This is a genomic window from Metapseudomonas boanensis (assembly GCF_018704125.1).
GTDB lineage: Bacteria > Pseudomonadota > Gammaproteobacteria > Pseudomonadales > Pseudomonadaceae > Metapseudomonas > Metapseudomonas boanensis.
Window position 1 is genome coordinate 36401 of sequence record NZ_JAGTIS010000017.1, and the last position, 25081, is coordinate 61481.

24 protein-coding genes are annotated in these 25081 nt (G+C 62.2%); 1 reads left to right on the forward strand and 23 read right to left on the reverse strand.

Annotated elements, in window-relative coordinates; all coding sequences use genetic code 11:
• Window positions 1-4: 4 nt before the first annotated feature.
• From J7302_RS22510 to J7302_RS22535, 6 genes are all read right to left on the reverse strand, one after another.
• Window positions 5-625, reverse strand: a complete 621-nt coding sequence (locus tag J7302_RS22510) for an ABC-type transport auxiliary lipoprotein family protein (RefSeq protein ID WP_215379951.1) — start codon at window positions 623-625, stop codon at window positions 5-7.
• Window positions 622-1539, reverse strand: a complete 918-nt coding sequence (locus J7302_RS22515) for an MlaD family protein (protein WP_215379953.1) — start codon at window positions 1537-1539, stop codon at window positions 622-624. Before J7302_RS22515 ends, J7302_RS22510 begins: the two co-directional genes overlap by 4 nt.
• Complete coding sequence (locus tag J7302_RS22520; RefSeq protein ID WP_215379955.1) at window positions 1540-2328, reverse strand: ABC transporter ATP-binding protein; 789 nt, start codon at window positions 2326-2328, stop codon at window positions 1540-1542.
• A complete protein-coding gene (locus tag J7302_RS22525; RefSeq protein ID WP_215379957.1) occupies window positions 2325-3449 on the reverse strand; it encodes an ABC transporter permease in 1125 nt (374 codons plus the stop codon). Before J7302_RS22525 ends, J7302_RS22520 begins: the two co-directional genes overlap by 4 nt.
• A gap of 238 nt (window positions 3450-3687) precedes the next feature.
• Window positions 3688-4374 (reverse strand): RES family NAD+ phosphorylase, encoded by a 687-nt coding sequence (locus J7302_RS22530; protein ID WP_215379959.1) that lies wholly within the window; start codon window positions 4372-4374, stop codon window positions 3688-3690.
• Complete coding sequence (locus J7302_RS22535; RefSeq protein WP_215379961.1) at window positions 4374-4775, reverse strand: MbcA/ParS/Xre antitoxin family protein; 402 nt, start codon at window positions 4773-4775, stop codon at window positions 4374-4376. Before J7302_RS22535 ends, J7302_RS22530 begins: the two co-directional genes overlap by 1 nt.
• Before the next feature lie 221 nt (window positions 4776-4996).
• On the opposite strand from J7302_RS22535, the gene J7302_RS22540 reads away from it, so the two are divergent.
• Window positions 4997-6757: an FAD-dependent oxidoreductase gene (locus J7302_RS22540; RefSeq protein ID WP_215379963.1), complete on the forward strand. Its 1761-nt coding sequence runs from the start codon at window positions 4997-4999 to the stop codon at window positions 6755-6757.
• Window positions 6758-6808: 51 nt separating this feature from the next.
• Here J7302_RS22540 and pcaC read toward each other — a convergent pair whose 3' ends face one another.
• The 17 genes from pcaC to J7302_RS22625 all read right to left on the reverse strand — a co-directional run bounded on the left by pcaC (window position 6809) and on the right by J7302_RS22625 (window position 25074).
• The gene (pcaC, locus tag J7302_RS22545) at window positions 6809-7204 is read right to left on the reverse strand and encodes a 4-carboxymuconolactone decarboxylase (RefSeq protein WP_215379966.1); all 396 of its coding nucleotides are present in this window, start codon (window positions 7202-7204) and stop codon (window positions 6809-6811) included.
• A gap of 104 nt (window positions 7205-7308) precedes the next feature.
• Window positions 7309-8097: a 3-oxoadipate enol-lactonase gene (gene pcaD, locus J7302_RS22550; RefSeq protein ID WP_215379969.1), complete on the reverse strand. Its 789-nt coding sequence runs from the start codon at window positions 8095-8097 to the stop codon at window positions 7309-7311.
• Between the two features lie 9 nt (window positions 8098-8106).
• The gene (locus J7302_RS22555; protein ID WP_285899570.1) at window positions 8107-9468 is read right to left on the reverse strand and encodes a 3-carboxy-cis,cis-muconate cycloisomerase; all 1362 of its coding nucleotides are present in this window, start codon (window positions 9466-9468) and stop codon (window positions 8107-8109) included.
• A 177-nt stretch (window positions 9469-9645) separates the two neighbouring features.
• Window positions 9646-10851, reverse strand: coding sequence for a 3-oxoadipyl-CoA thiolase (gene pcaF, locus J7302_RS22560; protein ID WP_215379974.1), 1206 nt, complete (start codon window positions 10849-10851; stop codon window positions 9646-9648).
• Entirely contained in the window at window positions 10848-11630 is a 783-nt protein-coding gene (locus J7302_RS22565) for a CoA-transferase subunit beta (RefSeq protein WP_215379976.1), read from the reverse strand. Before J7302_RS22565 ends, pcaF begins: the two co-directional genes overlap by 4 nt.
• Window positions 11630-12493, reverse strand: coding sequence for a CoA transferase subunit A (locus J7302_RS22570; protein WP_215379978.1), 864 nt, complete (start codon window positions 12491-12493; stop codon window positions 11630-11632). The genes J7302_RS22565 and J7302_RS22570 overlap by 1 nt, the downstream gene beginning before the upstream one ends.
• A gap of 320 nt (window positions 12494-12813) precedes the next feature.
• Window positions 12814-14079 carry an OprD family porin gene (locus J7302_RS22575; RefSeq protein WP_215379982.1) on the reverse strand — a complete coding sequence of 422 codons (1266 nt, stop codon included), beginning with the start codon at window positions 14077-14079 and terminating at the stop codon, window positions 12814-12816.
• Between the two features lie 148 nt (window positions 14080-14227).
• Window positions 14228-15442, reverse strand: a complete 1215-nt coding sequence (locus J7302_RS22580; protein WP_215379984.1) for a benzoate/H(+) symporter BenE family transporter — start codon at window positions 15440-15442, stop codon at window positions 14228-14230.
• Window positions 15443-15484: 42 nt separating this feature from the next.
• Entirely contained in the window at window positions 15485-16822 is a 1338-nt protein-coding gene (locus tag J7302_RS22585; RefSeq protein WP_215379986.1) for an MFS transporter, read from the reverse strand.
• A gap of 155 nt (window positions 16823-16977) precedes the next feature.
• Window positions 16978-17754: a 1,6-dihydroxycyclohexa-2,4-diene-1-carboxylate dehydrogenase gene (locus tag J7302_RS22590; protein WP_215379988.1), complete on the reverse strand. Its 777-nt coding sequence runs from the start codon at window positions 17752-17754 to the stop codon at window positions 16978-16980.
• A 133-nt stretch (window positions 17755-17887) separates the two neighbouring features.
• A complete protein-coding gene (gene benC, locus J7302_RS22595; RefSeq protein ID WP_215379990.1) occupies window positions 17888-18901 on the reverse strand; it encodes a benzoate 1,2-dioxygenase electron transfer component BenC in 1014 nt (337 codons plus the stop codon).
• A gap of 10 nt (window positions 18902-18911) precedes the next feature.
• A complete protein-coding gene (gene benB / locus J7302_RS22600; RefSeq protein ID WP_215379992.1) occupies window positions 18912-19400 on the reverse strand; it encodes a benzoate 1,2-dioxygenase small subunit in 489 nt (162 codons plus the stop codon).
• A complete protein-coding gene (gene benA, locus J7302_RS22605; RefSeq protein WP_215379994.1) occupies window positions 19397-20755 on the reverse strand; it encodes a benzoate 1,2-dioxygenase large subunit in 1359 nt (452 codons plus the stop codon). The genes benB and benA overlap by 4 nt, the downstream gene beginning before the upstream one ends.
• Before the next feature lie 267 nt (window positions 20756-21022).
• Window positions 21023-21982, reverse strand: coding sequence for an AraC family transcriptional regulator (locus J7302_RS22610; RefSeq protein ID WP_215379996.1), 960 nt, complete (start codon window positions 21980-21982; stop codon window positions 21023-21025).
• Window positions 21983-22290: 308 nt separating this feature from the next.
• Complete coding sequence (locus tag J7302_RS22615; protein ID WP_215379999.1) at window positions 22291-23133, reverse strand: IclR family transcriptional regulator domain-containing protein; 843 nt, start codon at window positions 23131-23133, stop codon at window positions 22291-22293.
• 277 nt (window positions 23134-23410) lie between these two features.
• On the reverse strand, window positions 23411-24043 hold the full coding sequence (locus tag J7302_RS22620; protein WP_215380002.1) for a malonic semialdehyde reductase: 633 nt from the start codon (window positions 24041-24043) through the stop codon (window positions 23411-23413).
• A gap of 101 nt (window positions 24044-24144) precedes the next feature.
• Entirely contained in the window at window positions 24145-25074 is a 930-nt protein-coding gene (locus tag J7302_RS22625) for an AEC family transporter (protein WP_215380005.1), read from the reverse strand.
• Window positions 25075-25081: the final 7 nt, after the last annotated feature.

The following is a 25081-nucleotide window of genomic DNA, read 5'->3' on the forward strand; positions in this document are numbered from 1 at the left end:
CGTGTCATTTCGACTCGGTAATCCCGCGCCCTTTGGCCAGCGTCCACTCCAGCACCTTGGCTGAAAGCGTGTCGCTGGCTTTGCCAAACGCGGTCACCACCTGCTCAGGCGATGTGCCGGTGGCGGGTTCGCGGACCTCGAAACGCTGGCTGGCGACGATACGCCGAGTCCCGCTTTGAACCAGGCGCGCGTCCAGCAATACGTGGGCTTCCGGAGTGCCGGAGCGGTATTCGCTCTGGAAGGCGCGCAAATCTCCAGTCAGTTCCAGGTCAGCCTGCAGGCGGCTGTCATCGCTGCTGACCTCCCCTACCCGCCCGTCCGACAGAAATGCGTCGACAAGTCGATCCCGCACCAACACGGGCGCCCGGTCGCTCCAGCGCACGCCTTTGTAGGCGCTGAGTCGATCCCCCGCAGGCGCCACCGCAATCCGCGTGCTATCGAGCGTCTGACTGGCCTGCGGACGGTTCACCCTGAGAGACCAGTCGACAGCCTTCACCTGCACACGAGAGGGCGGATTGCTCGTCGGCAGGACGTAGACATCCAGTTCCTCGCGCTCGGGAAGTATCGAGCACGCGCCAAGCAAGCTGCTCACCAGCAGCACGCCAAGAGGAAAGATCCGCTTCATGGTTGGAACTCCTTGATGGTGTCGCTGCGCAGCAAGTACCCCGCAGGGTCTGCCTCCAGGCGCCGGGAAAATGAACGCAGGGCCTCCAGCGTGTCGCGCAACTGGGCAATGGCCGGGCCCAGTTCGCCAATACCTTTGAGTCCGCCGTCCAGCGCGTCGCGGTTGGTGTTTAGCAATTGCTCGATATTCCGGCTGCTGCGCTCGAGGGATGCCAACATCGCTCCAGCATTGGCCACTGCTTCGCGGCCATGACCATTGATGAGCGTATTGGCGTTGTGCATCAGTGCCGCAGCTTCGGCAGTTGCGGAGTTGATCTGCTTCAGGGTCTGGGCCAACTCATTCCGTTGGCCGTTGAAACTCGCAGTGGTTTGCTCAAGATTGGCGAGGGTCTCCGACACGCGTGCGATGTTGTCGCTGGAGAACAATTTGTTGGCTTGCTCCAACAGCGTCGTGATGCTGATCATCAGATCCTCGCCACCGGCCATGAGGCGCGCAATGGGAGATGGGTCGGCGACAATCACCGGTCTTCTGCCATCCTTGCCCTGGAGCAACGGGCTTGAGGGGGTGCCACCGTGCAACTGGATCACTGCCGTACCGGTAACGCCGGTGATGAACAGGCGTGCGCGGGTGTTTTCCTTGATCGGCGTAGCGCCGACGACACGGATGCGTGCCTTGACCTTGCGCGGGTCTTTGGTGTCCAGTCGCAACAACACGACTTCGCCGACTTTGATGCCGCTGTACTGCACCGCACTGCCCTTCGAGAGGCCACTTACGGCTTCGGTGAATATCACTTCGTACTCGCGGAACTCCCGGTCGGAACTGGACTTGCTCAGCCACAAGGCGAACAACATGGCGGCTCCGACCACCAGCACGGTGAACAGACCGATCATGACGTGGTGGGCACGAGTTTCCATTCAAACACTCCCCGGCACGCGCGATGCGGCCTGCTCGGCCGCGCGACCGCGCGGTCCGTGAAAATATTCCTGGATCCAGGGATCGCCATTGGCGGCCACGACCTCCAGTCGATCGGCCACCAGGACGTGCTTCTTCGCCAGCACGGCGACCCTGTCGCAGATTGTGTAGAGCGTGTCCAGGTCATGGGTGACCAGGAACACACTTAGCCCAAGGGCATCCCTCAGCGTGAGAATCAGATGGTCGAACGCAGCGGCGCCGATGGGGTCCAGTCCTGCTGTGGGCTCGTCGAGAAACAGGATGTCCGGGTCCAGGGCCAGCGCGCGCGCCAGGGCGGCGCGTTTGATCATGCCCCCAGAAAGCTCGGTGGGGTATTTGTCCCCAGCCTCCACGGGCAAGCCAACCAAGGCTAGCTTCACACGTGCAAGCCGTTCAGCAGAGGGACGATCCAGGCCCGCATGCTCGATCAACGGTAGTGCAATGTTCTCGGTGACGGTCAATGAGGAAAACAAGGCGCCGCGCTGATAGAGCACGCCAAACCGACGTTCCAGTTGGGAGCGCCGCCCTGGGGGCAAGGCCAGCAACTCTTCACCAAATACCCGCACTGTACCGGCGTTGGGATGGCGCAGGCCGAGGATGCAACGCAGAAGCACGGACTTGCCGGTGCCCGAGCCGCCCACCACACCGAGCACCTCACCACGCACAAGGTCGAGGTTGAGGTGGTCGTGCACTACCTGGGCTCCAAACTGGTTGCACAGGCCGCGTACTTCGATGATCGCTTCACCCGTCACCAGCCCACCTCCATGAGGAACAACGCGGCAATCGCATCCAGCACGATGACGACGAAAATGGACTGCACGACGCTGGAGGTGGTCCGTTCGCCCACCGACTGCGCGCTGCCGGTGACCTTGAAGCCCTCCAGGCAACCGGTCACCGCGATCAGGAAGGCAAAGATCGGTGCCTTGCAGATACCCACCAGGAAGTGCCTGAGTTCGATGTTCTCCTGCAGGATCGACAGGTACATCGATGGAGAGATGTCCAATGCCAGGGCGCACACCACGGCACCGCCCACCATGCCGCTGAGCATCGCGATGAAGGTCAGCATCGGCAGTGCGATGAGCATGGCGAACACCCGGGGCAACACCAGCAGTTCCACGGGGCTGAGGCCCAATGTGCGAATTGCATCGATCTCTTCATTGGCCTTCATCGAGCCGATTTGCGCAGTGAACGCGCTCGCTGTGCGGCCGGCCATGAGGATCGCGGTGAGCAGCACGCCGAACTCCCGCAGAAACGAGAACGCCACCAGATTGACGGTGTAGATGCTGGCCCCGAAGTCAGCGAGGATGGTCGCGCCGAGGAACGCCACCACCGCGCCGACAAGGAAGGTCAGCAACGCAACGATGGGTACGGCGTTGAGTCCGCTCTGCTCCAGGTGCGCGACCAGCGAGGTGATACGCCACCGACCAGGGAGCAGAAGGATGGTGAACATCGAGCTAAGCACCAGACCGGTGAATCCCAGCAAGGCAACCGCTTGTTCCCAAAACCCCTGGACTGCCTTACCGATGTTTTCCAACAGTTCGATCAACGCCGAACGGCGCGGGGCCTTGGCCTCCTTGCCCCCCAGGGCCATGGCCGTGGCGACGGCCTGCAACAATGCACGCCGCTCCGCAGGCAGGTTAGGCATCGTCGCATCAAGGTCAGCCATGCGGCTGACGCCGAGCAGCTCGACGATCAGCGCCGCACCGGCCGTGTCCAGCGAGCCGAGGGCGCTGAGATCAACTGCTACGCCACTGCCGAGGCCACCGCGCACGGTGTCCACCTGAGTCTGCAATTTGCCGTAGTGGGCAAGCGTCCAGTCACCGCCGATCTGCAGGCCGGACTCCTGGGCGCTGATGAAAGGTTCCGTTGTCATGCAGGCAGCTTAGCTCCGGATTGCGGCAACCCATCGGTGAGCTTCAGCCTGACGCTCGGCGGCTCTCCACGCGTTGACCTGGGACTGAAAGCGGATCTGTGCACCACAAATTGCCCTCCTTGACTATTTGGCAGACGGGAAATGATACCCGTACAGCCTGCGGCTGACGTAGCTTCACGTCTTACCGCCCCTCCCTGCCCACTCCCTGGAATTGTCTTCACACAACGTAGGACTCGACTTATGCCTTCACCGGACTGACCTTCAGCACGCAGGAAATCGTCTGGGTCCTACCGTCCCACAGATAGCGAAAATGTTGCGCCTGGACGGGCAAGGTCACCGCCGGAGGACGGAAAGCAGCCACGCACTCATGCCCTGGCAAGCGCACGCTGTTGTAGAGCAGCCCCCACTTCCCGGCGTTCCGCCACTGCCCGGCGAACGCCTGGCTGGCGGCGTAGCTCAACGGGTCGGGATCATGCAGTTGGGCAAGGCCGCGCACGTCGACCATAGGGCTCACCACTCGATTCACATAGGCCCGCATGGTGATCTCGATACTGGCCTCCTGGGTTGCCCGCCAGAATCGCTCCTGGTGATAACGCGTCTCGGCAATCGCAGCGTCGACGGAGTTGGCGCAGTAATAGACGCCGTAGGAGCCGTCGGTAAAACGGCTGGCGCGGCCGATGTGGGTGAACGGTGCCATTACGATCGTCGCCCCGGCACCGCTGACCCGGTCCTGCGGCAGCACCCGGGCAATCTCACCTACCTGGTCACGCAAGCGGTCATTGGTCATGGCCTCTATGGCGTAAGCCAGCTCCAGCTCAGCCGGGTCCAATGTGTCTTCGAATACCGAGATCGGCGGGAACGAACTATTGACCAACCGATAGGCCTTACCCCACTCGGGCAGCAGTTCCGCGAGCGATTGCGTCATCAGCCCCGCACTCCGTCCAGATAGCGGCGCACATCGGCCACGTCGACAACTTGCCCGCCCAGCATGTATTCCAGGGCGCTGCGCCCATTGAAAGGCGCAGCGCTGTTGGGTTTGTGCACCCACTCGTAGGCGCGTGCCTCCTGGTTGCTGAACAGGATGCGCAGGGCCTTGTGGATGCCCATCAAGTAGGAAATCCGCTCCAGCGTATCGTGGGGCAATCGCACGCTCGGCAGTTTCTTGTAGCTGAAGTAGGTCGTGTTGCCGATCGAGCCCAGCAGCGTGCGCTGCTGCTCCTTGGTGCAACCCCACTTGTCCATCAGGTTGAAGAAGAATTTGAGGGCGACACGCCCTGCGTCGCCACTCTGGATTTCTAGCGCAGGCGCTCTTGCAGGAATGCTCATGGCAACTCCCCTGTCTGTTGGGTAGCTTCAGTTTACTCCGCATACGAACCACAGCAACAATATTATTCATATCCGTATATCCCCATTTGATTTCCTTTCTTGTTCAGCTCGCGCTTATCCCTGCTGCTCATCGCTTGGCCAACTCTTTTCCTTGGCGATTCGGAAACGTCTCTTTAAAATGTGGAACAACGTTCCATAAATAGAAAAAAGAGGAAATCCCGATGCCTTCCGATTCACCCATGTCACGCTCGATGGAATGCGATGTCCTGATCATAGGTTCCGGCGCAGCAGGGCTCAGCGCGGCGGTAACGGCAGCCTTCCATGGACAGAAGGTGATCCTGGTGGAGAAAGACCCGGTGCTGGGGGGCGCAACCGCCTGGTCCGGCGGCTGGATGTGGGTGCCACGTAATCCGCTGGCTCGCCGCGCCGGCATTGAGGAAGACATCGAACAGCCACGCACCTACCTGCGCAATGAACTGGGCAATCACTATCGTGCCGACTTGGTGGACGCCTTTCTCGAGGCCTGCCCGCATATGGTCGGCTTTTTCGAACAGCACACTGCCCTGCAGTTCGTCGATGGCAATGGCATCCCCGACATGCATGGCAACACGCCCGGCGCCGCCAGCGGCGGTCATCAAGTGATCGCAGCGCCCTTCGACGCCCGCGAAGTCGGCGCCCTGCTGCCGCGCCTACGCAAGACCATGCGCGAAACTTCGTTCATGGGCATGCCGATCATGGCCGGCGCTGACCTCGCCGCCTTCCTTGGCATGACCCGCTCGCTGCGTGCTTTCGCCTATGTGGCCAAGCGTTTCGGTGCACATCTCTACCACTTGGCGCGCTATGGGCGAGCCATGCATCTGGTCAACGGTGTGGCGCTGGTGGGGCGCCTGGCCAAGTCTGCCGACGACCTTGGCGTGCACATGCTCGAGTCAGCGCCGGCCAAGCGACTGCTCGTCGAGGATGGCAGGGTGTGCGGCGCAGTGATCCAACATGCGGGCGCGGAGCTGAGCATTCGTGCCAAAGCCGTGGTATTGGCCGCTGGTGGTTTCCCGAACGACCCAGAACGGCGCAAGGCGATGTTCCCGCGCGATGCCAGCGGATACGACAACCTGGCACTGCCGCCCAGCGCCTGCTCCGGCGACGGCTTGCGCCTCGGCGAAGCCGTTGGTGGCCTGGTGGCCGATGACCTGAAATCACCCGTAGCCTGGGCACCAGTTTCCAAGGTCCCCTACCCCGACGGCAGCGTTGGCCACTTCCCCCACATCATCGATCGCGGCAAGCCGGGTGTGATCGGTGTATTGAGGAACGGCAAACGCTTCGTCAACGAAGCCGGCGGTTACTACGACTACGTGTCGGCCATGGTGGAGGCTGTACCCAAAGGCGAAGAAGCCTGCTCCTGGCTGATTTGCGACCACCGTTTCCAACGCCGTTTCGGCCTTGGCTTCGCCCGCCCTGCGCCCATCCCGCTGTGGCCATATGTGCGTAATGGCTACCTGAAGCGTGGCGACTCCATCGAGCAGCTTGCTGGCGAATGCGGCATCGATCCGGTGGGGCTGGCCAACACAGTGGCCGAGTTCAACCAGCATGCGCGCAAGGGTGAAGATCCGCTGTTCGGTCGCGGGTCCACCCCGTTCAATCGCAAGAGTGGTGATCCGCTGCATCAGGGCCCCAACCCCTGCGTTACCCCCATCGAGCAGGGACCTTTCTATGCGGTAAAAGTCCAGCCCGGCTGCTTCGGCACCTTCGCCGGCCTGCGCACTGATAGTCAGGCCCGCGTTCTGAATGCAGACGGCCAGGCCATTACCGGCCTCTACGCCGCGGGCGCTGATATGGCCAGTGTATTGGGCGGGCACTATCCGTCGGGCGGGATCAATCTGGGTCCGGCAATGACCTTTGGCTACATTGCCGGATGCCATATTGCCGGCATGCCGGTCGAGAGCCGAGATATTGCGGCTGCGAATTTAGCCTTTTCCCGAGCATGAAAAAACGCCGCCAGGATGCGTGGCCCTGGCGGCGTCCAGCCCTGCAGTGAATCAACCTTCCAGCGATTCGACCCCAAGCTCATCCCACACGGCCTCAGCCAGGTGGAAGGTAGCGTTGGCTGCGGGAATACCGCAGTAGATGGCGCTCTGCATGATCACTTCCTTGATCTCGTCGCGGGTTACGCCATTGTTCTTGGCCGCGCGCAGGTGCAACGTCAGCTCGCCTTCGCGATTCATGCCGATCAGCATCGCGATGGTGATCAGGCTGCGGGTGTGCCGGGGCAGACCGGGACGCGTCCAGATATCGCCCCAGGCATGCCGGGTGATCATTTCCTGGAATTCTTCGTTGAACGGCGTCAGGTTCTGCAGGCTGCGGTCTACATGGGCGTCGCCCAGCACAGCACGGCGTACCTGCATGCCGGCCTCGTAGCGTTCTTTCTCGTCCATTTTCGACTCCATGGATCAGGTGCCCTGTAGGCGCGAGCTTCCTCGCAAAGCCCTTATGTTCGCGACATTCGCGAGCAGGGCTCGCTCCTACACAAGAGGCGCAATCAGGCGGTCAGGAAATCCAGCACTCGGCGGGTGAACAGCTCACCAGCTTCGACGTTGGACAGGTGCGCAGCGTGGAACTCCACCAGTTCGGCACCACGGATGTGCTCCTGCATGAAGCGACCGTGCTCGGTCGTCGTCACCGGATCGGCGTCACCGCAAACCACGAGCGTCGGCGCGACGATGCTGCCCAGTTGCTCTCGGTAATCGGCATCGCGTACCGCCGCGCAGTTCGCGGCGTAACCTGCAGGCGAGGTCTGAGCCAGCATGCCGACGATGGGGTCGACCTTGGCAGGCTGGGCTTCCGCGAACTCGGCGGTGAACCAACGAGAGATGGAGGCATCGCGCAGATCGCGCATGGCCTGGGCGCCGCCCGCCAGCACGGTGTCGATGCGCGGATTCCAGACTTCCGGGCTGCCGATCTTGGCGGCGGTATTGCACAGCACCAGACGTTCGATACGCTGAGGCGCATTGATGGCCAGCCACTGACCAATCAGGCCGCCCATGGAAAGACCACAGAAACTCGCCTTGACGATGTCCAGCGCATCCAGCAAGGCCAACACGTCACGGCCCAGTTGTTCGATGCTGTAGGGGCCTTCGCTGACAAGCGACTGCCCGTGGCCACGCGTGTCGTAGCGCAGCACGCGGAACTGCTCGGTGAACGCCGGGATTTGCTCATCCCACATGTGCAGGTCGGTTCCCAGCGAGTTGGACAGGACCAGAACCGGCGCACCGGCCGGGCCTTCGAGCAAGTAGTTCAGGTCGCCATCGGCGAGGGTTACGGCAGGCATGCAAGTCTCCTAACGCGAGAAATCACGGTGTTCGGTAATGGCACGGTCCACCCAGCGGCGGGCCTGGCCAAGGTAATGTGCGGGATCGAGCAGACGGTCGAGATCAGCGGCAGACAATTGCGCGGTCACCTCGGCATTGGCACCAAGGACCTTGCGCAGGTGCGCGCCCTCCTTCACCGCCTGTCGGCAGCACTGCTCGATCAAGTGGTGCGCGGCATCGCGGCCGATGCGCTGGGCCAGGGCGATGCTCACCGCCTCGGCCAGCACCAGACCCCGGGTCAGATCGAGATTACGGCGCATGCGCTCGGCATCCACTTCCAGTCCCGGCACTACCAGCAACGCCTGTTGCAGCGCGCCGGATACCAGGCAGCTGAGCTCAGGCAAGGTTTCCCACTCGGCATGCCAGAGGCCGAGGCTGCGCTCGTGCTCCTGCGGCATGGCGGCGAACATGGTGGAGACCAATCCCGGTGCACGGGTGGCGGCGCCGATCAGCACAGCCGCGCTGACCGGGTTGCGCTTATGCGGCATGGTGGACGAACCGCCCTTGCCGGGCGCGGAAGGCTCGAACACTTCGCCGGCCTCAGTCTGCATCAGCAGGCTGAGGTCACGGCCCAGCTTGCCGAGACTGCCGGCGATCAGCCCCAGCAGGCTGGCGAATTCCACCAATCGGTCACGCTGGGTATGCCACGGCTGGTCAGGGAGGTTAAGGTCGAGCTCACGGGCCAGGGCCTCGGCCACCGGCCAGGCCTGGTCGCCCAGGGCAGCCAGGCTGCCAGACGCGCCGCCGAACTGCAGGCACATCAGGCGCGGCTTGAGTTCGACCAGACGCTGGCGATGACGGGTAATGGCGCCCAACACACCGGCGAGCTTCATTCCTAGAGTCACGGGGGTGGCCTGCTGCAGCCAGGTGCGGCCAGCAAGCGGGGTTTCCGCATAGCGTTGTGCTTGCACGGCCAGGGCGTCGGCCAACTGCGCCAGATCCTGCTCGATGAGCACGATGGCAGCGCGCAGTTGTAGCACCAGACCGCTGTCCATGGCGTCCTGGCTGGTGGCGCCAAGGTGCACGAAGCGCTCGGCCTCGGCACTGCTGGCAGCAACTTGCTTACCCAGGGCCTTGACCAAGGGAATGGCGGAATTGCCGGCGCTGGTGATGGCCTGGGCCAGGGAAGCGAAGTCATAGCTATCGGCTTTGCACGCCGCCGCTATGGGCGCCACGGCTTCTGCCGGGACCAGCCCGACACTCGCCTCGGCGCGAGCCAGCGCGGCTTCGAAATCCAGCATGCCCTGCACCCGGCCATGGTCCGAAAACACCGCGCGCATGGCCGATTGGGTGAAGTAGGCATCGAAGAGTTGGTTGCTCGGGCTGTTCAAGCCAGTGCTCCAAAATGCGGAAAGTGGGTGTGTCCGCCAATTGTAGAGGCAACCGCACTTGTAGGAGCGAGGCGGACACCGAGTTCTTGCTCGCGAACAGGCACCCTCGCCGTTCATTCGCGAGCAAGCTAGCTCCTACAGGTTCGTAGCTCCACTAGCAGGCCATAAATGACACGATCACACGCGCTCGATGGCAAGAGCGAGTCCCTGACCTACGCCCACGCACATGGTCGCCAAGCCTTTCTTGCCGCCGGATTTCTCCAGCTGGTGCAAGGCAGTCTGGACCAGACGCGCGCCGCTGGCACCCAGCGGGTGGCCAAGGGCGATGGCGCCGCCATTGGGGTTGACCTTGTCGCTGTCGTCGGCGATGCCAAGTTCACGCATCACGGCCAGTCCTTGCGCGGCGAAGGCTTCGTTCAGCTCGATCACGTCGAAATCGCCGATAGCCAGGTTCAGGCGCTCCATCAGCTTGCGGACTGCCGGCACCGGGCCGATGCCCATTACGCGCGGGGCAACGCCGGCGCTGGCCATGCCAAGCACTTTCGCACGCGGGGTCAGGCCGTGTTTCTTCACCGCTTCAGCGGAGGCCAGGATCAGCGCCACGGCGCCGTCGTTGACGCCGGAGGCGTTGCCAGCGGTGACGGTCTTGTCCGGGCCGTTGACCGGTTTCAGCTTGGCCAGGGCTTCGAGGGTGGTGTCCGGACGCAGGTGCTCGTCCTGGTCGACCACGGTCTCACCCTTCTTGCCCTTGATCACCACCGGGACGATCTCTTCGGCGAAGAAGCCTTCGGCCTGGGCGCGACCGGCGCGTTGCTGGCTGCGCACGGCAAAGGCGTCCTGGTCTTGACGACTCACCTTGTAATCATCAGCGACGTTGTCAGCAGTCTGCGGCATGGCGTCGACGCCGTATTGGGCCTTCATCAGCGGATTGATGAAACGCCAGCCGATGGTGGTGTCCTCGATCTTCTGGCTGCGACCAAAAGCGCTGTCAGCCTTGCCCATGACGTAAGGAGCACGGGACATGGACTCCACGCCACCGGCAATCGCCAGTTCCATCTCGCCCGAGGCGATGGCACGGAACGCGGTGCCCACTGCATCCATGCCCGAGGCACAGAGTCGGTTCAGGGTCACGCCGGGCACGCTGTCCGGCAGGCCGGCCAGCAGCAGCGCCATACGGGCGACGTTGCGGTTGTCCTCGCCAGCCTGGTTGGCGCAGCCGAGGAACACTTCATCGAGCAGATTCCACTGGACCTGCGGGTTGCGTTCGACCAGTGCCTTGATCGGGACAGCAGCCAGATCGTCGGCACGTACCGGGGCCAGGGAGCCGCCGAAGCGACCGATGGGCGTGCGGATGGCGTCGCAGATGTAGACCTCGCGGCTCATTCCTCACCTCCTTGCTGGCCATGGGCGGCGGCAGTCCGGGCTTCCAGAGCGCGCAGCGCGGTCAGTTCCTCTTCGTTCGGCGCGACGGTCTCCTTGAGCTCGGCAGCGAAGCGGATCGGCCAGCCGGTTGCTGCAATCACCTGCTCACGGGTCACACCCGGGTGCAGCGAGGTGACGATGAATTCGTTGGTGCCGGCTTCCGGCTCCATGATGCAGAGGTCGGTGATGATGCCGACCGGCCCCTTGCCGGGCAGGCCGAGCTGCTTGCGGTGATCGCCGCCTTCGCCATGGCCGACCGAGGTGATGAAGGCCAGCTTGTCGACGAAGGTGCGGTGCGACTGCTTGAGGATGATCAGCACTTCCTTGGCGGAGCCGGCGATCTCCGGGGCACCGCCGGCGCCGGGCAGGCGTACTTTCGGCTGATGGTAGTCGCCGATCACTGTGGTGTTGATGTTGCCGAAGCGGTCCACCTGGGCAGCACCGAGGAAGCCGACGTCGATGCGGCCACCTTGCAGCCAGTAGCGGAAGATCTCGCCAGTCGGCACAACGGTATCGGCGGTTTCGGCCAGCTCCCCGTCACCGATGGACAGCGGCAGCACTGTTGGCTTTGCGCCGATGGGGCCAGATTCATAGATCAGCACCACGTCGGGGGACGAGGTCAGGCGCGCCAGGTTGGCAGCCTTGGACGGGAGGCCGATGCCGACGAAGCAGACGGCGCCGTTCTTCAGGCGACGGGCAGCGGCAACGGTCATCATTTCATTGGTGGTGTAGGCGCTCATCACTTGGCCTCCGCAATCTTGGCTTTGGCGATTTTTTCTTGGAATTGGGCGAAATCCTTGGTGCCACGGATGTACTCGTTGATCCAGGCCGTGAAGGTTTCGCGGTCGCGGGCAATCGGGTCCCAGGCCTGGTAGAAGCGGTTGTCGCGCTCGTAGTAGCCATGGGCATAGGACGGATGGGCGCCACCGGGAACATGGCAAACAGCGGCCAGGGCCCAGGTCGGCAGCACGCAGGCGTTCATCGGCGCGTTCAGGTCGTCGACGATTTCTTCCACGGTGACGATGCAGCGCTTGGCCGCCAGGGCCGCTTCCTTCTGTACGCCGAGGATGCCCCAGAGCAGCACGTTGCCCTTGCGATCGGCCTTCTGCGCGTGGATCACGGTCACGTCCGGGCGTACCGAAGGCACGGCAGCCAGCACTTCACCGGTGAACGGGCAGGTAACGGTCTTGATCAGCGGGTTGACCTTCGGCAGGTCGGAGCCGGCATAAGCACGCAACACGGCGAACGGCAGGCCCGACGCGCCGGCCACATAGGAGTTGGCCAGGTCGGCGTGGCTGTGCTCTTCGATCTCCAGGGCATGCGGCCACTGCTTTTCCACCGCGTCGCGCAGACGGTGCAGCGAACCGACACCGGGGTTTCCTCCCCAGGAGAACACCAGCTTCTTCGCACAGCCAGCACCAATCAGCAGGTCATAGACCAGGTCGGGGGTCATGCGCACCAGGGTCAGGTCTTTCTTGCCCTGACGAATGATTTCGTGGGAAGCGGCAGTAGGAATCAGGTGGGTGAAACCTTCGAGGGCAACGGTGTCGCCGTCGTTGATGAAGCGTTCGACCGCTTCGCGAAGAGAGAGGAGTTCAGCCATGGTCGATCTCGTGTTGTTATCCAGGGCGATGGAGCGCCGGGTGATGAAAAAGTAACCTCCCCTCGCCCCTCAAACAATCCGATAATCGACTATCTGTTCGTTTATCGAACGAATGTGTGCGTTGCTACCGACTATCCCTTTCGTGCGCTGGTACAGCTTTTCCTGTGGGGGCGAACTCATTGGCCCTGTCGGCGTTAGCTAATGAGCCCGTTCGCGAGCAAGAACTCGGCGTCCCCCTCGCTCCTGCAGGGCTCTCAGCCCGACCCTCGATGGCTAGCAACAGCTAACGCCGACAGAGCAACTCATTCGCCCCACATTCCTCAGAACAGCGTCCAGGTGTAGCTGAGGATCAGCCGGTTCTCGTCGATGTCGGTGCGGTAATTGGAACGGGCAGTGACGTTGCGCACGCGAACTCCAAGGCCTTTGAGCGTGCCGCTCTGGAAGGCGTAGCTGATGTCGAGGTCGCGTTCCCAGTCCTTGCCTTCGTAGCCCAGCCCCGTGTCGACATTGTCTCCGGTGATGTAGCGCGTACTGGCCACCAGGCCAGGCACGCCAAGGGCGGCGAAGTCGTAGTCGTAGCGAGCCTGCCAGGAGCGTTCGTCGGCCGAGGCGAACTCGTAAGTCGGCACCTCATTACCCAGGGGGCTGACGTTGGCGAACACGCGCGGGAAGGCACTGTCCCCGTACATCGCCTGGTAGCCGATGAAGAAGGTGTGGCCGCCACGCTTGGCCGACAGCAGCGAGAAGAACGCCTGGTTGTCGATGGCGCCGATCAGATGCTTGCCGTCTTCGCTAGCGTCGTAATAGCCAACGTTGGCGCCGAACACCCAATCCCCCATTGGCTCGCTGTGCTTGAGGCCGAAGAAGCGTTGGTCGTAGAGGTCTTCCAGCTGCGCATACCAGGCGCTCAAGGTGGTGCGGTTAGCGTTGAAGGCGTAGTCGGCGCCGGCGTAGTTGAAGGCATCGCTCGACGCCTGGCGTTGGGGCTTGTGGCCGAGCATGGCCTGCATCTTGTCATCCCCGGCTTCGTTGCGCAGGCTTGTGGAGGTCAGATGGCCGCCCTGCAAGGTCAGCCCCGCGATCTCATTGGAGACGACGCTGGCTCCCTGATAGGTCGGCGGCAGTAGGCGAATATCGCTAAATACCAATACCGGCAGGTTCGGCTGCAGCTCGCCGACCTTCAGCTCGGTTTTCGACAGTCGGGTCTTCAGCGCCACGCCCAGGCGGCTGTATTCGTCGGCTGCTTCGCCATCCTGCTGAACCGGAAGCAGCCCGGTGTTGACCCGCCCTCTCCCGCTGTCCAACTTGATGCCGAGCTGGCCGATGGCGTCCAGACCGAAGCCGACCGACCCTGGCGTGTAGCCGGACTTGAAGTTGAGGATGAAGCCCTGGGCCCACTCTTCGGCCTTTGACTGCTCGGGCCCGCGGATATCCGAGTAATCGCGGCTGAAGTAGTAGTTTCGGGCTTGCAGGGTGGCGGTCGAGTCAGCGATGAAACCCGATTCAGCGGCCTGGGAAAGCGCGGGGAAACCAGCGGACACGCCGGCGGACAGCACTGCACACAGCTTGCTTGCGTTGTTTTTCATGTCACCACTCTTGTTTTTATAGGGACGAAACTCCCCCTACCCTGGAAACGGTTTGTTGAACCGGGCCCTGGGGCATGCACGCAAGGGGGAAAAGACTGGCGCGGGATGCGGACAGCTCCCGCAGGGATCCCGCACCGGGTGCAGCGAACTAGCGGTCGGCCTCCAGAGCCTCCGTGTCATCGGGTATCGTTCTGGGCGCTGTTCGCGCGGTGAGCAGCAGGTGCGCGGCCAAGCCGAAGATCAGCCCCCAGAACGCCGCCGACAGCCCCAGGAAGGACATGCCGGAGGCCGTCACCAGGAAGGTGATCAGCGCCGCCTCCCGGTCATCGGGTGCAGCCATCGAGCCAGCCAGCGCTCCCGCAATCGCGGCGAACAGGGCCAGGCCCGCCAGAGCCGCAATCAGCTCCTTGGGAAAGGCGCTGAAGATCGACACCAGCGTGGCACCGAAGATACCCAGCACCAGGTAGAACACTCCGCCGGCCACACCGGCGATGTAGCGCTTGCCTTTATCTTCGTGCGCTTCGCGGCTGGTGCAGATGGCGGCAGTGATGGCTGCCAGGGTCAGGCCGTGGCAACCAAACGGAGCCAACAGGAGACTGCCCAGACCGCTGGCAGAAATGATCGGGCTGGCCGGCGTTGCATAACCGTGGTTCCGAAGTACTGCAACACCCGGCACGAACTGCCCGGTCAGCGCCACCATCACCAGCGGCAGGGCGATGTTGAGCAGCCCGTGCCAGCTGAACTCCGGCGCGATCCACGTGGGAGTGGCCAGGCCGATCACCAGCGCCGAGCGATTCAACTCCCCGGAGCTGGCGGCGATAACGCAACCCACCACCAGCACCGCCATCACCGCATAACGCGGCGCCAGCCGGCGGAACAGCAGGTAGGTCACGAACATGGCCAGCACCATGACCGGCTTGTCCTTCAGCGAAACGAACAGCCGTGTACCGAAGCTGAACAGGATGCCCGCCAGCATGGCCGCCGAAATGGCGGTCGGCAGCTTGCCGACGATACGGTCGAATGCACCGGACAGCCCCACCAGCAGAATGATGCCGTTGGCGAGGATGTAGGCGCCTACCGCTTCGTTCAGGCTGATACCCGGCAGCATCGACACCAGCAAGGCGGAGCCCGGCGCTGACCAAGCGATCACCACAGGGACCTTGAAGCGCAGGCTCAGGACGATACCCAGCACACCGCTGCCGATGGAAATCGCCCACACCCAGGAGGACAGTGCCTCAGTCGACATCCCGGCACTCTTGGCCGCCTGAAAGACGATCACCAGCGGCCCGGCATAGGAAATCAGCGTGGCGATGAAACCAGCCACCCACGCCGACAACGAAAGGTCCTTCATCAAACTGCGCATGCTTCCTCCAAGGCCCTGGCGTTCTTCAGGTACAGCGCTGGGTCAACCCTGCGCATCAGCCGCTGTGGCCAGCGGAGCCTGTTGTAGCTGGCGATGGTAAACCAAGCACATGGCCACGGCTGCAATGGCACCCGGAATTGCGAAGGCCATGAAGTTCAGTTGCAGCGGCAGGTTGATACCGAGCAGCGCGCCCCCCAGCAGCGGGCCGACGATTGCGCCATTACGGCCGATACCCGAAGCCCAACCGAGACCGGTGGAACGGAACGCCAGCCCATAGAACTGCGCGGCGGTGGCATACAGCAGGATCTGAGTGCCGATGGTGGTGGCGCCGGCAATACCGATCAGCAGGTAGAGCACCGGCGTCGGGCTCTTGAAGCCCAGCAGGCTGATGGATACCGCGGCAACAATGAAGAAGCCAGCCACGACCTTCGGCAGATTGAAGCGATCGCCAAGAAATCCGCCGGCAATGGCGCCGAACATCCCGCCGAAATTGAGTGCCAGCAGGAACGACAGGCTTGAACCCAAGCTGTAGCCCGCGTTGGCCATCAGCTTCGGCAGCCAGGAGCTCAGTGCGTAGACCATCAGCAGACAGCAGAAAAACGCGACCCAGATCATCAGGGTTTGCAGCGCGCGTCCTTCGCGGAACAGTTCCAGTACCGGCGCACCCTGGGTTTTCACCTCGGTGAGTTCCAAGCGGTCGTCATCATGCAATTCACGCTGCGGGTCGACCCGCTTGAGGATTGCGCGAGCCTGCTCCACGCGGCCCTGGCGCAGCAGGAAACCCACAGACTCAGGCAGGAAGTACAGGACCAGCGGCAGGAGCAGCAACGGCAGCAAGGCGGCGAAAAACATGGCTTCCCAGCCAAAGCGCGGCAACATGTAGATGCCGACGCCCGCCGACAGCATGCCGCCCAGCGAGTAGCCGCTGAACATGATGGCAACCAAGGTGCTGCGCAGCTTTTTCGGTGCGTACTCATTCATCAGCGCCACCACATTGGGCATCAGCCCACCGATGCCCAGGCCCGCCATGAAGCGGCAGATACCGAACTCTGTGGGGTTGCTGGTGAAACCGTTGAGCACCGTAAATCCACTGAACAGCACGAAGCAGATGGCGATGCCCTTCTTACGGCCGATCTTGTCGGCGAGCGAGCCGAAGACCAGGGCGCCGAACATCATGCCAAACAGCGCGTAGCTGCCAAGCGCCCCCGCCTCCAGCGGAGACAGGCCCCACTCTTTCATCAGGACGGGCAGGACCACGCCATAGATGAACAAGTCATAGCCGTCGAAGATGAGCAGGAGCGCACACCAGCACATCACCATCCAGTGAAAGCCGGTAAAGCGCGCGTTATCGATGATCTCGTGTACGTCGATTTTTCGCATGGCATCTGTCTCTTGTTTTTGTTGTGTAGAAACCGCTGGGATGGGCGCGTGACGGTGCCCATTTGTGAGCCTGTACGATGGGCTGAGCGGAGCGATACCCATCACATCGGAATCGATGGGTATCGCGTTGCTCAACCCATCCTACGAGGGAGCATTCAGCCCAGGTCACCTCCGCCTACAGGTAGGGTTACACCGGTGATGTAGGACGCTTCGTCCGAGGCCAGGAAGAGGATCGCGCCGACTTGTTCGTCGATGGTGCCGTAGCGTTTCATCAGGCTGCTGTCGATCGTCTGGTCGACGATCTGCTGATACCAACCCTTCTCCTGTGCGCTTTGCTCGGCGGAATTGCGCGGGATGCGACGCGGTGGCGCTTCGGTGCCGCCAGGCGCAGTTGCGTTGACGCGAATGCCGCGCTCGGCGTTCTCGAACGCCAGGCAGGCAGTCAGCGCATTCACTCCGCCCTTCGCTGCGCCATAAGGCACGCGGTTGACCCCGCGAGTGGCGATGGACGAGACATTGACGATTGCGCCTGCACCCTGTTCCAACATGTAGGGCAGCACCGCGTGGCAGCACCAGAGCGTGGGGAACAGCGAGCGACGCACTTCGGCCTCGATCTCGTGTTCCTGATAGTGCTCATAGGGCTTGGCCCAGATGGTGCCGCCGACATTGTTGATGAGGATGTCCAGGCGGCCGAAGCGCTCCGCTGCGGCGGCAGCCACACGATGGCACTCGACGAACTGTTCGAGGTCGGCGGTCAGGGCCAGCAGCTGGGCATTGGAACCCAGTTGGTCGGCCAGCTCGAAGACCAGCTCGGAGCGGTCCACGGCTATGACCCGCGCGCCCTCCTCCGCCAGCCGCTCGGCGACACGGCGGCCGATGCCTTGGGCAGCGCCGGTGACCAGCGCGACTTTGTTCTGGAATCTCTTGCTCATGGCAGCCTCTTGAAAATGGCTCGTAACCTATACGGTGCCGGTAAGAGCGAGCTTGCTCGCGAATAGCTCCGCGCGAGGCGGTTCGCGAGCAAGCTCGCTCCTATAAGACGTGCGTTAGATCGAGGGCATTCGCTTACGCTGCTGAAGCGGCGAACTTCTCGTAATAGAAATTCGCCGGCTGGATGCCCTGCTCGCGGATGAACTGGTTCACCGACTCCACCATGGGCGGCGGGCCGCACAGGTAGACGTCCACATCACCCTCGTTGAGGTGCTTGGGCTCGATGTGATGAGTCACATAGCCTTTCTGCGGGTAGCTGCTTGTGGGGCTGGACACGCAGGCGCTGTAGGTGAAGTTGGGAATACGTGCGGCAAACGCCTCTAGCTTGTCCATCTCCACCAGATCAAAGTCGTGGGTCACGCCGTAGATCAGGTGCAGCGCGTGCTCGCTGCCCTGTTCCGCGATCTTTTCCAGCATTGCGGTGAAGGGCGCGAGGCCAGTGCCACCGGCCAGCAGCAGCAGCGGGCGGCGGATGTCGCGCAGGTAGAAGCTACCCAGCGGGCCGGCCAGGGTCATGCTGTCGCCCGCTTTGGCCAAACTGGTGAGGAAGCTGCTCATCAGACCGCCGGGCACGTTGCGGATCAGGAAGCTGACTTCGCCGTCCTTCTGCAGGGAGCTGAAGGAATAGGCGCGCGTCTGCTCGCTGCCCGGCACCTTGAGGTTGACATATTGCCCCGGCAGGAACGCCAGCTTGCTCAGGGATTCACCCTTGATCGACAGCGCGATGGTGCTGTCGGACAACTGGCGCACGTCGCTGATGCTGGCCTCGAAACTCGCCTGCTGAGTCTTGCAGACGTCGGAGGACGCCGGCACACGCACCACGCAGTCGCTCTCGGCGCGCATCTGGCAGGTCAGCACGTAGCCTTGCTCGGCTTCCTCTTCGCTCAGTGCATCTTCGATGTAGTCCTGGCCCATGTCATAACGGCCGGCTTCGGCGAAGCACTTGCAGGTGCCGCAGGCGCCATCACGGCAATCCAGCGGGATGTTGATGCCCTGGCGGTAGGCCGCATCGGCCACGGTTTCGCCAGCGCTGGCGTCGATGAAACGGGTGACGCCATCTTCGAAATTCAGTGCGATCTTGTGGGACATGGCGGCCACCCTAGATGTGGTAGATATCGATGACTTGGCGGACATAGTCGTTCTTCAGAACCACCTTCTTGGCCTTGATCAGCGGGCTCTCGCCGCGCACATCGAGGGTGTAGAAGCTGGTGCCGAAGTAGCTGTCCACGGTCTTGTAGCGGAAGCTCAAGGTGTGCCAGTTGAAGCGCAGCTTGCACAAGCCGTCGGCGACTTCGAGGATCTCGATGTTGCTGATGTTGTGCGAAGTACGCGTGTCCGGCATGGTCGCGCTGGAGCGGTCGGTCTTGATGCGGAATACCCGGTCTTCCAAACCGCCACGGTTGCCGTACCAGATCAGCGAAATTTCGGTCTGGGGGTCGACGGTCAGCTCGTCGTTGTCGTCCCAGGATGGCATCCAGAAGCTCGCGTCAGCCGCGTAGAGCTCCAGCCAGTTGTCCCAATCCTTGTCGTCCAGGTAGCGCGCTTCGCGGTAGAGGAAGTCGCGCACGGCGTCGTAGGTGATGCTCATTGCACGGCCTCCACGGGGATCAGTTGCTGCTCGGCGGCTGCGGCCTTGAGCATGGTTTCCTGCCAGTACTTGTGCTGCAGGACGAAGAGGCCTTCGTCCTCGGTGCGTACGCCGGACAGCAGCGGGTGCAGGTCGATTTCCTGGGCAGCAGCGTCGGCGCCTTCCACCCAGTGCTCGGCACCGCGGGACATGTCGTTCCAGCCACGGTTGCCCTGGTAGCCCATCTGGCAGGAGCGGAACTCCTCCAGGTCGTCCGGGGTGGCCATACCGCTGACGTTGAAGAAGTCTTCGTACTGGCGGATGCGCTTGGCGCGGGCATCACTGCTCTCGCCCTTCGGCGCGATGCAGTAGATGGTGATTTCGGTCTTGTCGACGGAGATCGGCCGCGCGATACGGATCTGCGAGCTGAACTGGTCCATCAAGTAGACGTTCGGGTACAGGCAAAGGTTGCGCGAGTTCTCGATCATCCAGTCAGCCCGGGCCTGGCCGAAGTCCTGGGCCAGTTCGTCGCGACGCTCGTAGAGCGGGCGATCCTCGGGGTTGGCCCAACGGGTCCAGAGCAGCAGGTGGCCGTGGTCGAAGGAGTAGAAGCCGCCGCCGTTCTTGGCCCAGCTTCCCGCGCTCATGGTCTTGATCTCTTCGCCCGCTTCGCGCTGCTTGCGCTGGTTCTGGGTGGCGGCGTAATTCCAGTGCACAGAGCTCACGTGGTAACCGTCAGCGCCGTTCTCAGCGGTCAGCTTCCAGTTGCCTTCGTAGATATAGCTCGAGGAACCGCGCAGGACTTCCAGGCCTTCCGGCGACTGGTCGACGATCATGTCGATGATCTTGGCGGACTCGCCCAAGTGCTCGACCAGAGGCTTCACATCAGGGTTCAGGCTGCCAAAGAGGAAGCCGCGATAGGACTCGAAACGAGCAACTTTGGTGAGGTCGTGGGAACCTTCGCAGTTGAAGCTGGACGGGTAACCAGCCTCGGCCGGGTCTTTGACCTTGAGCAACTTGCCGGAGTTGTTGAAGGTCCAGCCGTGGAACGGGCAGGTATAGGAGGAGCGGTTACCGCTCTTGTGCCGGCAGAGCATGGCACCACGGTGGCTGCAGGCATTGAGGAAGGCATTCAGCTCACCATCCTTGTTGCGCGCGATGAAGATCGGCTGGCGCCCCATGGTAGTAGTGAGGAAGTCATTCTTGTTGGGGATCTGGCTCTCGTGGGCGAGATACAGCCAGTTGCCCTCGAAGATGTGTTTCATCTCCAGTTCGAACAGACGCGGGTCGGTGAACATCTCCCGCTTGCAGCGGTAGACACCCTTTTCCTTGTCTTCTTCAAGCAGCGAATGAAGGAACTCGAATCCCAGGGACATGGCCAGGGCCTCCGTTGTTATTGTTCAGGCCAGGTCAGGTTAGGGATGCGAGGAAACGGGCAATATCCGCTTTTTGCAGATCGCTATCCGTTTTGTGCAGAGTGGTGGTGGTTGTAGCGGAAGGCTGGTACAGGGCGTGGCCCGTATACCTTGTGGGGGCGAATTCATTCGCTATGGGCGGCACAGCGGCCCCCTGATAGGTCTCAGGGCAGACCTACGGTCTGCTCAGCGAATGAATTTGCCCAAACAGGAACAGCAGCAGACCCGTTACAAGCCCCGGCGCTTCAGGGTATCCGAAGGCAACTCGCCGAACTGATTGCGGTAGGTTTCGGAAAATCGTCCCAGGTGCAGGAAACCGTAGTCCAGCGCCAGCTCGGTGAGGTTTCGCACATTGCAGCTCGGGTCGACCAGGGCGGCGCGAATGCGCTCCAGCCGCTTCTGCCGAATGTAGTGCTTGGGCGTGGTACCGAGGTGACGCTCGAACAGCGCGTAGAGCGAGCGCAGGCTCATGTTGGCCTGCTGCGCCAGGGCTTCGCTGCTGATGTCCTGTTTCAGATTGTTGTCGATGAAATCCAGGATTCGTTCAAACGAGGCCGCCTGGGAGCACAGGCTTTCTCGGCTGACGTTGGTCTTCATCAGCGACAGCATCTTGCTACCGACGATTTGCGCGTAATGCTCCTGCACCCGTAGCAGTGGGTCACCGGTTTCAGCCTCGTTGCAGACCATCGCCAGCAGGTTGACGAAGCCCTCCAGCTCGTCCAGTTGGTAGTGGTTCTGCAGGAAGCGCACGCCCTGACTCGGGTAATGCCAGCGTTGCTCCTGGCAGATCGACTCGAGCAAAGTAGTCGGCAGCTTGAGGATGAACTTCTCGCAGTCGTCCGAGTAAGTCAGGTCGACCGGGTCGTCAGGATTGATCAACAGCAACTCACCCGGCGCCAGGTAATGCTCCTGCTTATAGCCACGCCACAGGCAATGACCGCTGAGAAGTATCTGCAGGTGGTAGATGGTCTCCAGGGCCGGCGAGGTGACCCGCACGCTGCCGCCATAGCTGATCCGGCACAGGTCCAGGTTGGCGAACTTGCGGTGATTGAGGCTGGCTTCCGGATGGCCTGCAGCTGGCAGACGGATGCAGTGCATCCCGACATGCTGGTTCACATATCCGGACACGGCGTAGGGGTCCGCACGCTCGAACACCCTACTGCGTTCACTCAGCAGGCGATTATCCATTACCAGGCACTCTTGTAGTTTTTATGCCATGAGCGTCATGCCTCGCAGACAAGCGCTAATGGTCCGATACTGTCGATTCTATTTGAGGCTTCCACCGCGCGCCTCAAGCAAAGATAAACGGTTACATCTTGGGCTCATTGCCGAGCCATCAGGCGGGCAGACCTTACGAGTAGGTTAGTGGCTATTCAATTGGACCCCTGGCAAAGCGTTCGATCAGCGAACACTTTGCCGGGAGCGCTTGGCTAATCCCTTGTGGCGGGAACACATTCGCCCTTCACCAGGAGCACCACGGCAACGAGCTATCCCTGTTAGTGGAACAACCGCGTACTGAGCTCCTTGCTGGCCTCCAGCAACGCGGGTAGGAAGCGGCTTTCCAGTTCCTGGCGACCGATGCGGCCCACATGGGTACCAACGTTGAGCGCTGCCAGTACCTGGCCGGCGGAGTCGCGCACCGGCACTGCGACTGAACGCAGGCCGACTTCCAACTCCTGATCGATGATTACCCAGCCCTGGCGACGAATCTCTTCGATACTGGCGAGCAAGCCTTCGCGGGTATGCACGGTGCGGCTGGTCTTCACCTGCAGATCGACATGATCGAGGTAGTCGGTGAGCGCCGCATCGTCCAGCGCGGCCAGGAGGATGCGCCCCATCGACGTGCAATAGGCTGGGAGGCGGCTGCCGACGCTAAGGTCCACCGAGATCAAACGCTGTGGCGTGGCCGAGCGAGCGATGTAGAGAATCTCGTCACCCTCCAGGGTGGCCATCGAGCACGCCTCGTGCAGTTGCTCGCTGAGGCGGTCGAGGATCGGCTGGGCGGTTACCGCCAGAGGTGTCGACGAGAGGTAGGCATGGCCCAAGGTAAGGACCTTCGGCAATAGCGAATAGGTGCGCCCATCGGTAGTGACATAGCCCAGCTTGATCAGCGTATGCAGGCAACGACGCACCGCGGCACGGGGAATCTCGGTGCGATGACTGATCTGGGCAATGGTCAGGTGACGCTTGCGTTCCTGGAACGCGTGGATCACTGCCAAGCCACGGGCCAGCGAGGTCATGAAGTTCGGGTCGCCGGTGAAGGCCTCGATGCGCTTGGCCGGCGAGGCGATGATCGGAGGCGCAAGTGGAGGCAGTGGCACGCGTTGTTCGTCGCTCATTCTTGTTGTCCTTGAAGATCAGGGGAATACTGGTTTCGGCCGATTATCGAACCAAAGTTCGATAATCGCAATTGACCCTGTCGCCCTTGCCTTCTACCTTGGCGCGGCTTTCGGCGCCCCGAGGTTTTCAACCTCAGCCACTGATCAGGTACCGGGGCCCCGGGCTGCGGCTGTGCTCATGAGGTGCAGCCGAAACACCCCCACGCAGGTGCCATAACCCCGGCGCGCCAAACACGCGTCCGGGGCTGGCTTTCCGAGCGCTGCTGCCATCCACCTGTTAGAGCAGCTTGCACACCTCGTCGAACTCCAGGCGTGGGCTGCGCGCGTGGAGCTTGGTCGGGTCGCCGTAGCCCAGGTTGCAGAGGAAGTTGGCCTTCACATGGCTGTCTGGAAAATGTTCCAGCTGGAAAGCGTTGGTTTCTCCGTCTGCGGGAAAGAACTCATGGTCGACCATCACGTTGTCGAACCCGGACATGGGCCCGCAGTCGAGCCCAAGTGCTCGTGCGGCGATCATGAAATAGGCCCCCTGCAGCGAGCTGTTGCGCCTCGCAGTGATGCCGGCAAGCTCCGGTGTGTTGGCGAACCACGCGCGGGCATCAGTGTGAGGAAAGAGCTTCGGTAGCTGTTCGTAGAATTTCAGGTCATAGGCGATGATGGCCGTGACCGGCGCCGCCATGGTCTTGTCGACATTGCCCGGAGCCAGTGCGGGCAATAGCCGGCGCTTGGCTTCGGGGGTTCGCAGGAAGAGGATCCGTGCCGGACAGCAGTTCGCGCTGGTCGGCCCCCATTTCATCAGGTCATAGAGCTGCTTGAGCGTGTCGTCGCTCACCGGTTTGTCGAGCCAGGCACTGTGGGTGCGCGCCTGGCGGAATAGCAGGTCCAGTCCTTCCTCACTCAATCGATTGCTCATCGCCGCCTCCTCGAACTGGGGTGGACCGCACATCGTACGGGCCTGGCCACAGGGCCAGCCCATTGAGAATAGACAGCTGCATTCGGGTCGAGGCATTTCCCTCAGGCCAGCACCCCTAGGAAGAAGCTGATGGTGATAAAGGCCAGCACGGTTGCCACCACCAGTGCCGCGGCGCAGCGGCCTTCCAGGCCATAGCGCTGACCGAGGATGGGATAGATGCTCATCATCGGCGAGCAAGCGAAGAGCACACCGGCGACCTTCATCACCGGGTCGACCGGCGGCAGCAGTGTGAAGCACAGCAGCACTGCCAACGGATGCAGCAGCAGTTTGCCGAGGCTGAGCTGAGCCACATCCTTGAGCAAACCCCCGACCTTCAGTCCGTTCAGGCTGCCGCCGATGACGAACAGCGCGACCGGAGCCGATGCCATCGCCAGCATCTCCACGACCTTCATCGCAATCGTTGGTAAGCGCACTTCCAGCACCGCCAGGGCCAGGCCAAGGCTGATGGCGATGATGATCGGGTTGCGCACCAGGCGCTTGAAGGTCTCCAGCACGGCAGCCCTGGCGCTTGAGCCGTTCTGGTGGCCTAACTCTGCAATCGCAAGGGCCAGCGGAATCATCAGCAGGTTCTCCACCAGCATGCCAAGTGCCAGAGCGGCCGCCGCTGGCGCGCCAAGGGCCATGACGACAATGGGGTAGCCGATGAAACCGCTGTTGGAGACCGACATCCCCAGTGCGCTCAGCGCGCTGCCGGTGAGCGTGTCCTTGCGCACCAGACGAGAGAACAGCAATCCCAGGCAGAACACCAGGAGCGAACCGAGGCCATAAGCCAGCAGGTAGACGGCATCGAAGACCTGATCCAGTGGACGTTCGACGAGCGCCTTGATCACCAGAGCAGGCAAGGCAAAGGTGATGACGAACTTGCCGAGGCCGGCAACCTGCTCGCGGCTGACCAGACTTGCGCGCGATGAGAGGAACCCGATCCCGATGAGGATGAAGATGGGTGCGGTGATGCCAAATATCTGAAGCATGTCTGAG